Annotated in this window: 8 protein-coding genes; 1 reads left to right on the plus strand and 7 read right to left on the minus strand. The window is 39.6% G+C overall.

The genetic code is table 11. The features are described 5' to 3' along the window. Nucleotides 1-83: 83 nt before the first annotated feature. The 7 genes from AC07UV_RS04535 to AC07UV_RS04565 all read right to left on the minus strand — a co-directional run bounded on the left by AC07UV_RS04535 (nt 84) and on the right by AC07UV_RS04565 (nt 12,642). Nucleotides 84-1,328, minus strand: a complete 1,245-nt coding sequence (locus tag AC07UV_RS04535) for a YdcF family protein (RefSeq protein WP_495182874.1) — start codon at nt 1,326-1,328, stop codon at nt 84-86. Between the two features lie 11 nt (nt 1,329-1,339). Beyond that, nucleotides 1,340-2,860: a RagB/SusD family nutrient uptake outer membrane protein gene (locus AC07UV_RS04540; RefSeq protein ID WP_282250427.1), complete on the minus strand. Its 1,521-nt coding sequence runs from the start codon at nt 2,858-2,860 to the stop codon at nt 1,340-1,342. A gap of 75 nt (nt 2,861-2,935) precedes the next feature. Then, on the minus strand, nt 2,936-6,190 hold the full coding sequence (locus AC07UV_RS04545) for a SusC/RagA family TonB-linked outer membrane protein (RefSeq protein WP_495182875.1): 3,255 nt from the start codon (nt 6,188-6,190) through the stop codon (nt 2,936-2,938). Between the two features lie 138 nt (nt 6,191-6,328). After that, nucleotides 6,329-6,646, minus strand: coding sequence for a hypothetical protein (locus tag AC07UV_RS04550; RefSeq protein WP_495182876.1), 318 nt, complete (start codon nt 6,644-6,646; stop codon nt 6,329-6,331). 69 nt (nt 6,647-6,715) lie between these two features. Then, complete coding sequence (locus AC07UV_RS04555) at nt 6,716-7,387, minus strand: hypothetical protein (RefSeq protein WP_495182877.1); 672 nt, start codon at nt 7,385-7,387, stop codon at nt 6,716-6,718. A 19-nt stretch (nt 7,388-7,406) separates the two neighbouring features. Continuing rightward, nucleotides 7,407-10,826 (minus strand): DEAD/DEAH box helicase, encoded by a 3,420-nt coding sequence (locus AC07UV_RS04560; RefSeq protein WP_495182878.1) that lies wholly within the window; start codon nt 10,824-10,826, stop codon nt 7,407-7,409. Between the two features lie 79 nt (nt 10,827-10,905). Then, nucleotides 10,906-12,642 (minus strand): hypothetical protein, encoded by a 1,737-nt coding sequence (locus AC07UV_RS04565; RefSeq protein ID WP_495182879.1) that lies wholly within the window; start codon nt 12,640-12,642, stop codon nt 10,906-10,908. Between the two features lie 787 nt (nt 12,643-13,429). Between AC07UV_RS04565 and AC07UV_RS04570 the strand changes: the two genes are divergently transcribed. Continuing rightward, on the plus strand, nt 13,430-14,503 hold the full coding sequence (locus tag AC07UV_RS04570) for a S41 family peptidase (RefSeq protein ID WP_495182880.1): 1,074 nt from the start codon (nt 13,430-13,432) through the stop codon (nt 14,501-14,503). The last annotated feature ends 19 nt before the right edge of the window (nt 14,504-14,522 follow it).

The following is a 14,522-nucleotide window of genomic DNA, read 5'->3' on the forward strand; positions in this document are numbered from 1 at the left end:
CTTTTTCTATATTTACTAACATCGTTGACAAAGACATGTTGGATTTGTTTTTTCTTGTTCAATCTGAGTTCTGAGGTGAACCGTTAGGGATCCAGCGGCTCATCCGGATCAATTGTGAATGCTTCTTCTTTCGCCTGAAATTCGATGATAACATCCGAAATTCGTTTTCCAAGGCTGTAGGGTACATAACCCAATTCGCGGATACAACGGTCGGCCATTTTTTCTACAGCATCGATATGTGCCTTACTGCTGTTGACAATGGCAAATTTATCTTTAGGAAATCCATAGTTCAGTAGTATACGGGCAGTATTACGCAGATTTGTTGTTGTATGGCGGGCATGCGGATCGATTAAGATCGCTTGTCCGGGAACCCCCATCACATTGATCAGGTACTTTTTCATCTCGATTGCCTCAATATAAGCCGTTTTATAAGGGTGTACCTTTCCACCGGAAAGTACAATAAAAGGGGCCAATTTTTCAAAATAACTACGGGCAGCCATGCGTGCTCGCAACATTCCGCCGGGACTGATCGGCTGTCCATAAATTTCAGGGCCCGCACCCAGGGTCAACAACAGGCTGTAAGGGTAGACTGAAAAATCTGTTTTTTTCACTTGTTCAAACGCCTTTTTATTTTCCTGTGCTATCAGTGGCTCCAATTGCGCGGCATCCCAACGTTCATTGATCTCAAGCAGCCTTACTGCTGTCATCATGGTCATAAAAAGCGCCTCCTTACCGGTCGGAATATCTTTTAGCACATCCTGACGTACATCGTCCAAAAGCTGAAGATAAGCCTTACGATTCACATCAAAAGAAATTGAATCAATCTTGGGATAATTGGGCTTCTTGCCACCGCCATAGACATCAACTACATAGTTCATGGCACCAAAGTCCTGCAACAGCGCCTTTTTAAGATACGCTTTTGCGTTTTCACCCCTCGGTATACCATATGTCTTTGATGGCATCAAAGCTGATTCAACCAGTTTCTCCAATTTCCTGTTTCCCTGGGTCTGGCCGGCTATTTGTTCAGCCAAGAGTTCGATCTCCGAATCTTTCCATTTAAAAGCTTCCAAAAAACAGCTGAGATCCGTGCAATGATCACTGCGCTTGAAACGGTCAAATCGCTGGTTCAACAATGCCGAAACAGCCTGGGACGCACAAAGCTGCTGTGTTAAGGCGGAATCCTTTAGCAACAGATAACTCGCGTAATAATTCTTGCGGATTACCCAGTCCTGCGGACCGGCAGGATTGGGTTGGAGCTGGCCTTTGGAAATATGCATTCCACATATTCCCAAAGTCAACAAAATGATCTTTTTAATGATACCTGTCATATCCTACTCTATCAATAACCAGGATTTTGATACATCCGCTGTGGATCCAATTTATATTCATCGAAAGGAATTGGATAGTACCGATCCTTTGTGGATATATTGGAGATTTTAGCATTCCCATAATCCGCCTGGTTTTTAGTTTTAAAGTACGTCACCAATTCCTGCGGATTATAGTTCCGGATTAAGTCAAACCAACGTTGATTTTCGAAAGCCAGCTCCACACGGCGCTCGTGTAAGATCGCCTCCTTTAATGTCGGGTATTTTGTACGGTAGTCATTGTTTAACATTGAGGCTGCATAAGAAGACAGGCCAGCACGTTCGCGCACCTGATCCAATAGCGCAATAGCCTCAGCTTCTTTACCCAGATGGTATTTTGTTTCAGCCAATAATAACATCACATCAGCATAACGGATCAAAATCCAGTCATTTCCGCCCCAGCCTGCACTGCCTGCTTTCACGCTATTATCCCTAAATTTAGTCACAAACCAATCGTTGACTTGAGGGTCTTTTGCAAATTTGACCGAAAAATCCTTTCTTAAATCACCTTCTTCATAGTCTTTGATTAGGTCCAATTTAACAACCTCGCCCCCCCCAGTTGCTTTGTTTTGCGAATTAATAAATTCACCTTTTGCCTGATAATTCCTTGCAATACTCGAACTGTAGTTCTGATCCCCCTGTAGGTACTGAATTTGAAAAACCAATTCTTTACATTGCATTTTCATCCCGACATCAAATACTTGGGTATATGGTATTTCTTTCAATTGACCGAAAGTCCGCATGCCATAGGATGCGCTAAGATATTGCTCAGCCTTTGCAAAGTTTTCAGCACTTCCTGAAGCCTGAGTAGCACCCAAAGTCAAATATACCTGCCCTAAAATAGCATTCACTGCAGCTTTCGATGTCCGCCCCACGGCATATTCCGCCTGTGTATTCGGCAAATCACTGGAAAGGGCGTCGGTAAGATCCTGAATGATCTGCTGATAAATGACCGATTCCTTTTGACGAAATGCGAGTTCATTTGCCTGTTCTTTGCTGGTTACCTGAACGGTTGACATGGGAATATCGCCGAATTTACGTACCATATGGAAAAGCAGTAATGCACGTACAAATTTTGTTTCGGCCATATACCGCTGTTTCAGCGCTTCGCTTGAGAAAGAGACTTCATCGATATGTGTGAGGATTACATTGCAACGACTAATGCCTGCAAACATTGCCGCCCAGTGTGTTTTTAAATAGGTATTGCTTGGCAGCAGTGAAAAGTCATTGAACTGAAAGGGCTCCCCTGCATTGGACTGATTATCATTACGTCCGGTATTATCGGATCGTTCTTCGTTGTATAGTGTACTGCCCTCGCCTATTGTACTCCCTGAGCGTAGGGTTTGATATAAGCCATTGACAGCTAAAAGCACGTCATTCTCCGACTTAAAATAGTCTTCGATCTGGATGGCGTTTGGATCTTTTTGATTTAAGAAATCTTTGCTACATGAAGACAGGGCAAAAAGCACTAGCGGTAATAAATATCTTTTTTTCATTGAAGTATTTTTTAGTCGTGTAGCCGTTCGATATTTTGCGATTGAAAAATCATAACAGCGTTATAAATATGAATATTAGAAAGTTACTTTTACACCGAGATTATAGGATCTGACCAGTGGGTACAGTCCATAATCGACACCCGGAGTCAGGTTTCCCCGTTGGTTATAATCCGGTTCAGGATTATAGCCTTTGTATTTGGAGATCGTAAAAGGATTGTCCACCGTTGCATACACCCGTATTCCGGATAAACTCAATTTTTCAGCGATGTTTTTTGGCATATTATACCCCAGGGCAATATTGGTCATACGTAAAAAGGAACCATCCTGTAGGTAGAAATCTGACAGACGCGTACTGTTACTTTGTGTACCACCGCGGGAAGCACGGTATACCTTGCCGTTACCTGGGTTTTGTGCCGATCGGTAACGTTGTGCAACATCTGCATACTGGTTGCCAGACCCCTCCATGTTATAGAGGTAATAATCATAGCCATCCAGTACTTTATTGCCTTGTGAACCATTGAAAGATGCGCGTAAATCAAATTCTTTGTAGCGCGTACTCAACGCAAAACCGTAGGTAAAATTCGGATGCGGATTACCGATCACCCGTTTGTCGGCGTCGTTGACGATACCGTTTCCATCGACGTCCTCAAAATAAAGGTCACCGGGTTGCAGCGGCGTAGATGAAGCTGCTGATGGCGCTACTGTTTTATAATTGTCCTCCGTTGCCACGCCAAGAACTTTAAAGCCATAGAACATACCGATTGGGCTTCCTTCCTGTGTGATATGGGTCAGATAGGAACGTTCGGCACCATTGGTTAAGATCGTTGACGATCCACCCAAATCCAAGACTTTATTGCGGTTGACGTTAATATTTCCACTGATGCCCAATTCAAATTCACTTTTACGGATCAATGTCGCGTCCACCTGTAAGTCAACGCCTTTGTTTTGCACTTTGGAATTTGGCAAATTGGTCAATATTGTCGTTGATCCGGATACCGCAGAAATCGGTTGGTCAAACAATAAATTAAAAGAACGGCTCAGATAAAAATTCGCCATTACATTCAAATGCCCTTTCAGGAGTCCAAGGTCCAACCCTGCATTATATTGAGAAGTTGTTTCCCAGCTCAAATTAGGATCGTATAGATCACCAGCAGTATATCCTGTATTCACTTTATCCCCCAATATCACACCCGCCGGGGAATTAAACACAGATACAGATCGATACTCTTTTATATTATTGTTACCGCTACGACCCCAGCTTGCCCGCAATTTCAGCGTAGACTGCTGTCCTAACCAATCCGTGTAAAAGTCCTCTTTGGAAATTGTCCAGCCTCCAGAAATGGAAGGGAAAGTTCCCCATTTATTATTCGGGCCAAAGCGCGAAGAACCGTCCGTACGTATGGAAGCTGAAATGAAATATTTAGAATCGAAGCTATAATTTACGCGACTAAAGTACGATTGAAGTGTTGTAACACGTTTGAAAGTATCATCCTTTAATAGCTGAAAATTAGTGGGGTCAGCACCTTTATCGGTGATTTCACCAATAGCATTGCTATTAAATCCATTAGCTCTTACACCTTGATAATCAAAATCAGTCCGTTGTGCAGAGTAACCCAATAATGCAGAAATCTGGTGTTTCTCACCAAAAGTCTTATTATAATTTAATGTCGTTTCCAAGAGCTTATCCACCTCATTTTTGGTTTTGGCATCCGCATAGGCAGCTATGATTGCTTCTGGAGAATAAGGTCTATAATTTCCGTTAGAAATACTTGTTGGCCGGAAATAATCGTATTTTTCGTCATAGGTAGACAATCCACCGTTCACTTTCAGATTCAGTCCATCAATAATCGCAAAATCTGCGAAAGCATTATACAGCCCTTTTTTTCCTCGCCGATTGTTTTTGATCTGAGTCACATAAGCCAATGGGTTTTCGGGATTCTGAATACCATAATTATTTGCTGAAAGATCGGCCATCAGGTATTGTGCATAAGAACCATCCTCGTTATATACGGGCAATGTAGGCAGATAGATTAAGGCTGCCATCGAAGGACTGCGGTCATACCGACCAGTTGTCACTTCGTTGTTGTCATTGTAAGTAAAGGAAACATTGGCCCCGACGGTGAGTCTTTTACTGACTTTACTGTCAATATTAGCTCGAAAGTTAAATACTTTTTGATCTGTACCTAACATGATACCTTGTTGGTTTTGATACGAACCACTTAGAAAGTAGCGGTTCTTTTCATTGCCGCCATAAGTGGAGAGATTATGGCGTTGGAAAGGCGCATTCCGGTAAAGGGCATCCTGCCAATCGGTATCGTATTTTGATTTTTTAGCGGTACCCGTTGCAAAATCATAATATTCTTCAGGAATAGTTATCGACCCTGCGTTGCCGGGAGAATTCAATACGCGGGTTTTGTTATCATCAAGACGTCTTGCATCCGACCATGCAATGTTGGTTTTTGCCAGAAGGTCTTTATAAGAATTATTACGGCCATCAATCAAAAGGTCGATAAACTGTTCGGCATTCAAAACATCAATTTTCTTAGAGAGCTGACCAAAACCACCCAGCACTTCATAATCGACATTGTTTTTACCCTCTTTACCGCGTTTGGTGGTAATCAGCACAACGCCGCCAGCTGCCCGCGATCCATAGATGGCAGCGGATGCCGCATCCTTGAGGATATCAATGGATTCGATATCATTGGGATTAATATTTAAATTATTTCCGGCGGGGTATCCATCGATAACATAGAGAGGGTCCGAACCAGCGTTGATAGACCCCATACCACGCACACGGATTTTTGTTCCATCATAAGGAGCGCCACTAGTTTGCATTACCTGTACGCCGGCTACTTTACCAACTAAAGCCTGGGATAGTTTTGGTGCACTGAGGTTTAGTTCTTCTGCTTTGACGCTAGCGATAGCCCCGGTAACATCGGATTTCCTGATTTTCTGATAACCGATAGAAATCGTTACTTCTTCAAGCGTGTTTTCATTGGTCTGTAGGACAAAGAGCTGCCCATTGGATTGTGCAATAGGTTGGACAAGATTGCTAAATCCGACATAGGAGATACCAAGTCTATCACCGATCTCCGCATCGATCTGAAAATTTCCTTTTTCATCGGATTGAACAGACTTTTTACTCTTCAGATTTTGGATCGTCGCCCCCGAAACTGCGTTGCCCTGCGCATCGACCACACGGCCTCTAACAGGATTTTGTACCAGTAGAAATTGCGAATTGGTGAGTGTGAGAGGTCTGGCTTGAACAGCTGGTGAGCTTGCTGCAATGGCACATAACAACCAAAAGACATTGTTGGCTTTAATTTTCATAAGTAGTGCATTTGATTTATGGGTACAAGGTTACAAATGCAATATGAAGGTAGTATCAATAAAAGGTTAATAGTTTTTAACTAAACCGAGTTAGCAAACAATATTGGCTTAACAAAAGGATAACAATAATGAAAGCACTTAGCTCCTCTTCTTAGCAAAGCGCGCGCGAAGCAACAACCGCAACAGCATATACACAACGACAGCAAAAAGGATATTACCGATCAGTTTGAGTGGTTCAAAATTTTCGAAACTGGCATATTCATCGCTTTCGACATTGTAGCCTGTCCCGCTTGAATAAAATTCCCAAGGAAATCCTATTGTTAATTTGCCATCCACAGGTAGATCATTCTGATAAGAAATGACAGTCAAAACGACAAAAATAAAAATCGTACCAGCCCCCCCTTTTAGGATGGCTGGTAATATTAATCTTCTATTGCCAGGAATCATTGTATACATTGGGATAAATATAATGATTGTTTTTTTTACTAAACGCCAGCCATTTAATAAATACTGCTTGTGGCTAGCTTACTGAAAATCAACCAAGAAGAAAGAATAGCTATTTTCGATATTTCTGACAACGAGTTTGTTTTGTTGAATAAAGCTATACAGGACATTTTTGAGATGTCGAGGGAAAATCTGTAAATGAACAAGACCAGTACGCTCGACCTGCCGAAATATCTGCAACGCTGTGGCACCATTTTCAAAGTAATTATTCTCCAGTAATGCTTCCAGTTTTTGTCGGACATGGAGCATGGCATCCGATTCAAGTTGAAGATCTTTCTCAGCTTTCCATTCTTCAAATTGTAATTCTGGCGCAGGAGGCTTTTTTTTACCCGTTAAAAAGGTCCAAGGCACTTCAATGGAATAACTCCATTTCACCTCATCCTCTTCGATTTTAATACGTACCAGACGCTCTTGAGAAACTTCATATTCTTCTCGATGGAATTCCATCCCTTCGATCCATAAGCTTGCATATATCCGATCAAGAAGGGGCGATTCTTGTGTTAAAAAATTTCGGACCTGAAACATTTTCTCAAAATCGAGATAGGCATGATCGGGCTTGCCCAGTAAGAATGAAAGCTCTTCGGGTCGCCACTCTTTTTCTATCCGCCGCTTGAGATAGGTATACCAAAGTTGGAAATCATGTGAATACATCATTCCGGAGCAGGAAGTTTTTATTGTAGATTCGGTATTCATAAATTAAGTTTATAATTGGTTACTCAAATAATTTAAGCAGTTCTTCTTTGCTAATAGACTTCATTAGGTTGGCTTCATCCAAAATCACTCCTTCAGCCACTCGTTTTTTACTTTCTTGAAGTTCCAAAATCCCTTCTTCGACAGAATCCCGGCAAACAATCTTATAAGCCATCACATGTTTATCTTGACCAATGCGATAACAACGATCTATTGCCTGAGCTTCAGCCGCTGGATTCCACCAAGGATCCAAAATGTAAACGTAGTCCGCAGCAGTAAGATTTAAACCCGTTCCACCAGCTTTTAGGCTGATCAGAAAAACACGGCATGCATCTTCATTTTGAAATGTTTCAACCGCTGATTGCCGTTGCTCCTGGTTCATCCTACCATCGAGATAGGTGTACCCTATATTGTACTTTTCGATCCGTTGACCGACGAGTTTGAGCATAGAAGTATAGGATGAAAAAAGAAGAATCTTATGATTGGGAGCTACTTCTTCCATGATTTCATCAATAAAATCCAATTTGATAGATTCATTGGCTAAACCGTCATCTTTCATTAATACGGGTGAATTACACAGCTGTCTTAATTTCTGTAATGCCTCTATGGCCAAGAATTTGGATTTTGAAGAGTCTTCTCGGTTTAAATTCTCTTCAATTTCCTCTCGATATTTTTTACGATAGTTATCATAGATTCTCCGTTGTCCGTCTTGCATATCCAAATACAGAATAGTCTCCGTTTTATCTGGTAAATCTATTGCGACCTGCTTTTTGGTTCTCCTCAGAATAAATGGAGCAATCATCTTTTGCAAATTCATGAGTGGCGTATCGACTTCCTCCCCCTCTCCCATAGACTTAAACATTTTATTAAAATTTCTGTAATTCCCAAAAAAGCCGGGATTAACCATAGTCATTTGTGCATAGATGTCCTGAATACCATTTTCAATTGGCGTGCCCGTCATCGCAATTCGAAATAACGCTTTAATGGAGAAAAGGTATTCGAACCGTTTAGAATTTCGATTTTTTACCATCTGAGATTCATCCAAAATCATATAACTGAATGATTGAGATTGAAGAAAGGAAAAGTCTGTCATCGCTGTCCCATAGGTTGTCAGCACAATTGATGCTTTTGCTAATGTCTCTTGGTCCTTTCTTTTCATACCATGATAAACATAATAACTTCGTTCCGGAGCAAATTTTTCAATTTCATTTTGCCAATTGAATAGCAATGAATTAGGAACAATAACAATGGAAGGGTCTGCGTCTGGATTATTTTGATAATAGTATTCCAATAAAGTAATTACTTGTAATGTTTTTCCAAGTCCCATATCATCCGCCAGAATACCACCCCATTGAAATTCTTGGAGGAATCCCATCCAACTAAAACCAACCCTCTGATAGGGTCGCAACGTTGCTTTGACAGTATCCGGAACATCTAATAAAGGAATTTCGGTCATATTGGCTAATTTATCTCGCCGTTCTCTTGTACTATCATTAATAATCTTGGGATCTATTTTTTCTAATTGTGTTTGAAAAGAGATCAATTGAGCTGAAGTCAAAATAATGTATGGATCTTCTACACGTGCCTGAGCAAATAAGGGGATAAAAAGGGATTTCAAAGAATCGCTGATATAGATATGGTCTCCATTATTGATCTTGAACCAATTTTTCCTTTCAAATAAATACTGCTCAAACTGACTCGGTTCTAATACTAATTTCCCCAGTTTAAATTTTATGTTGATATATAATAAATTTGATTGAGACTTCAGTTCCACCACTTCCCATTTTAAAGAGAAAGGATAGTAACTAGATCCTTTAACTAATCCCGTAAGTTTAAGCGTTATCTGATGATCTTGACATGCCTTTCGAAGATTATTTATCCAATTTGTTCGGGAAATTAGGGATGTTCGCAGCTCCCAAGTATGAGCGGAAACCTGTTCTTCAAAAGATTCGTGTTGATTTTTGATAAAATTGCTAAAGATGAGTTCCTCTTCTACATTTCGCTCTTGAACGCAAATTTCATTATCATCATAAGTTAAAATAGTTGTGCTTGGCATCTCAACAATGGGCAGGCTAACTGTCCCAAAATCTATGGATGCTTTCAAGAGCAGTAGATCATCCTGAAGCGATACCTCTAATATTTTCGTCTCCTCAATTGTCTTTTTAATTGCGGCATGATCTTTAAGCGTTTCATTTTTATAAGCTATCGGGAGGTGCTGAGCTATTGGACACAATAGCTCTTCGTAAAATTTAGGAATGTCTTGGCGCAACACAAAAATTTTGAATGCGGAATGTCTAAATTGATTCAGCAATTTTCCGACTTGCATATCGTCAATAAAAAGTACATTTTTGGAACCTAATTCCACAAAGAAACTATGCACATCGCTCAAAAACTTGATTTTCTTTAACAAATTACCTTTATAATAGGCCAGTAGCTCCATCAATAAACCTTTTTGATTCTCCACTACTTGAATCTTAAGCTTAAAGTCGCCATTCGCAATTTTCAATTTATATGATTGATTGAAAGCAGAGCTATATCGGAATTGGTAGTGTTTTAGACCGAAATTATTCGTATGGGAATAGAAAAAGGTCACTTCATCATGACACAATTGATTTGAAATGAGATCCCTCCATAAATCCATTATTTGATAATCCCGTTCATTTTGTTCAACGCTTGAAAGTTCATTTGGTCTGATCATGTTAAATGCAGAAGCTCCTAGCTGCAACAACTTCTTTGCGACTGCATCAAGCATCATTTCATGGCATGTAAGACGTCCGGGATGCGGCATGTCATCTTTTAATAGATAGCTTTCTTTAAAAACATCTTTTTTCTTTTCTCCACTTAAAAATGGAAGAAAAAAAGGTAGTTGATCAATCGTATTATTAATCGGAATTGCAACAATAAATTTGCCTTCCGATTTACAAATTGAAGGCTCGATTGAAGATATTTTATTACTAGCCGCGTGACATAATTCCGATGGCGCATGAAAACCATAAATGCTCCCATATTCGGCTGCCGCTTTGATTTCAATTTTCGTTATTCTCTTATGTTCATCCTTAATAGATAGACCAAATAGTTCTCGTTGGTCAGGATGGGGTAAAAACCATTTTGGATCGTATAAATGAGAAAAATAATATTTATTCCCACCTAATTTTTCACGCAATAAACCATAGACATGTTCACATAATGTCGCGTCCATTTTCCCACATGAACAATTTATTTTCAAATGATCGGCGGTCAACGTGATCAGGACACGAATATTTCCCTTACACAAACTCTCGAACACATACCTATTATTAAACACACTCTCTTCTAGAATTATCTTAAAATCCCAAGTTAATCTTGCAGATTTTTCGTTAAAAAATCTTTTCAGATAGACGATAGACAGAGATTTTTCTTGTTTATTTTGCCATGGTATCGTTACATCTATTTCATTTTTCATTGGTTTATGTTTAGTTATAATGGTTTAATTTTATAAGTCTACCATACCTAGATGAGCATCTAGCCTTTTATTGTGAGCTTCAATTTATTTTAATTCCCGATTTCATTTCCATATACCTTAAGCTCTGCTCGCACAGATCAGCAAAAAAGGCTATAATCCGACTAGCGTTGGATTTAAAGTACTCCATTTCCAGCTGGTCCAATTCAGGAGGCAGCTCATATACCCGCCCTTTCATATCTTTTAATAGCTCCTGGTACAATAGGGCTTCAGAAGGTTCATTTGAGGTAAAAAAATCGCTTACTTTTTTATCACAGATACAGCTCCATTCCACCAACTCCTCCAACGTTGCATTCATTGGCGTGTAACCGATCCGTAGGTAGAGGTAGCTATGTATTCCGATCAGGATCAACTGATTTAACAACAGCACCGCCAATTGCTTGCTCGAAGGGCGAGCATCAGAAAATATGGCCAGCATATCGTGCATGAGCTTTGCATTACGTATCCAGACATTTGTCGTTTTAAATAGGGTGTCGGGCCAATTTACAGGAGTTAGCGAATAGGTTGGCTTATAGCCCGGATTGCGGTAAAGGACAACAGAGTCATTCCAGATCGTTTGCGAAAAGCGACTTCCTATATTTAATTTCGCTGCGATAAAGCTGCTGCTTAAAAATGAAATAACTGCTGTCGCCCGACCAAAAGAAACTTTACGGAAGTAACATTGTCCAACCCATTTTTTTATAACAACCAAGTAAATGCTGACGCTTCCAACATCTTTTAGGGGATAGTCGAATAACCCCTTTCCATGAGTTTTACTCACATAATAATTGAGCAACATCATCTGTTCAGCCTGATTGTCCCTGCGAATCTGATAGAGAAGCTGCTGTATATCCGACTGATACTGTTCAGGCCAGGGGAATGCGTGAAAAGTAGATGCAGCGACCAGCGTTTCCTGTTGTGTTATTTTAACTTTTTCTTCTTTCGCCAGTTTAGTCTTTGCTAGCTCAGCTTGGATGGCAGCTTCAGTCGCTATATTCTTTTCGTATTCGGCCTGCAATTCCTGCATAAAGTAACGGAAGAGTTTTTCTATCGCCGTTTGCATAACTGCACAATGATCGTATAACTGTGAGGCTGCTATGGCAGAAATCTCCAGATCTTTATTTTGATTGACAGCATTAAAGGAAGTATCCAATAAGCGGAAGCGCTCTTTCTCTTCATCGCCTTCACCCATAAATACTTTTTTAAACATCGAGAAGTGCGTGTCAAGGCTTCTTATTCTACTGTCCAGACTGTGTACATTATTTCCTTTGGCTTCCACCATCACTTGCAGCAATCTTAAATGGCTTTCCATACTCTGATGAACCATATATAATGCACGGAGATAGTTTGCCGTATCGGCAAATGTCTGTGCCGCCTGTAAAAATTCCGCGGAAGCAGCCTGCACTTTTTGGTAATGCTTATCAGAGAGATCCAGTATACCCCTTATCTCTTTCGGTTTACTCATTGCGGTATTGTTCTCACCAGAACTAAAAATCTCATGCTTGGCTAAAGCCGCATAACAATAGAATAAACTTCCCATCTTGATCTTGTTTTTCAGTTCAGGGGTAAAAATCAATTCAAATGAAATACGTTCCTGATCCAACAGACATAATTCCACAATAGGTTTTAATATCTTATGCGAAAGTCCACTCACGGGTTTAAGCGTTAAAACTAAGTGCTGATATTCTTGATCCAAAAACTGATATTTAACGAGATAAACCCGATCGAGATCCATACGTTGAGCTAAACGGTCTATGATCAATTGATTATTAATTTCCATAATAATGACTTAATGAATATAAAATTCTACAACATATAGCCTACTGAACAACAAATGGTTAAAACCTATTATTGTAAAAAAAACAATAGCTATATTGGAAAAAAAACAGAAGTGACTACCAAGGTGATTAAATAGAAAATCAACAGGTAAAATGCATTCGCGTTTACACCTTGGTTTATTTTAGGAAAGGTCGGCAATCAACATAAAAAATCGTATCGAAATTTCAAATGTACTTGTGAAATATAGCTAATCTGTTTGCCGACAAAGAGACAGATAAGATACTGGTGCATCATGTTATTCAAGAAAACACCATTACAATACAAATATATAGATTATATATACAAATGTAATAATTAAAAATATCTTATACAAATGTTTTTTAGAATAACATAGTTTCTCTATGAATAGCATACGTCTCTTTCACTATAGGTTCCTATCGCTCCTTTAGGGCGTATTTAGCCCCGCTCAAAATATGGTATCATCCCTAATGAGATACTTGATCTTTACTTAGCCAGTACAACAGGGCTGCTTTATCCGATTTTGTTGTTCCCTTTTTTTCTATTCCTGCGAATAGGATAATATTTATTAAATTATTGTTATGTTTAAGGGTAGATTGCGAGAACGGGAATTGAAGATCATCAGGTTTTGCAATTTATCATAAACGAATCATAAATAGCCATAAGCGAATCGTAAACCTCTATCGAATGCGATGTTAATGTATCATATTTTTATAGCAAATTAAAATAGTACCATTATATAAGAAGTATAGCGTCTAACAAACCGACAAATGACCTTAAAACAAATACTTTTATTCTTTTGTATTTCATTTCTGATCTATCCGATATTCGGTCAGACCAACTGCAACTGTTCACAGGCACTCAAACAATTAATCAGTAAAATCGAAACAGAATATCCGGGCTTTCCGGAAAAGGTAAAACGTCACAACGATTTATACCAAGCCAAAAAGAGTATTCTGAATAAAAAAAGTCTCAACGCAAAAAACGAAGCATGCACAGCTCTTTTGCAGGAGTATCTCGATTTTTTTCAGGATGAGCACATTGTTTTAAGATCATTGACTGCAACACAGAAAAAAGTCCCCGAACCTACGGTGAATCCGGCTGAGCTTGAAGAAGAAGTGATGGCCAAGGCAATTAATCCTGAGGTTTTCTATATTAAGATCGGCAGTTTTGCTTATGAAAATATCGCTCCGGTAAAGGATTTAATAGCAAAACATAAGGAACAGATTGAGCATAGTAAGGGACTGATTATCGATATCCGAAATAATGGTGGTGGAACGGATGATGTATACCAACCCATTTTACCTTATGTCCTGACAAATCCGATACGGATTATGAGTGTTGAATTTTTTGCTACCCATACCCTAGTCAATGGCCTCCGTGATTATGCCCTTAAGAATATAAAACAGGGGCTGGACTCCATTGCGGAAGCGAAAAAGATCGAGAACGATCTAAAAGAATACAAAGATAATATCGGAAAATTTGCACTCTATGGTGATAAAAAAGTACTTATCGATACGATAGCACTCAATAAGAAAAGCCCGACCCAAGTTATTATTCTAGCCAACAGAAATGTGGCCAGTTCAGGTGAAAATTTCTTATTCAGCTGTCGTCAAAGCAAAAAAGTAAAGATTATGGGCACGCCTAGTATGGGTGCACTGGATTATGGATCCATACGGGAGTTTAAATTTGGCTGCGATAATTATCAACTGTTTTTGCCAACCTACAGGTCGGCACGACTACCGCAATACCCCATTGACAATATTGGCGTACAGCCAGATATCTATTTGGATGAATCCGTCCCTGATTGGATTGATTTTGCTGTCCATTATATCCAGGAGTAGGAATACATCATCAGGGAGC

It is taken from the genome of Sphingobacterium sp. GW821-FHT03E03 (assembly GCF_059420745.1).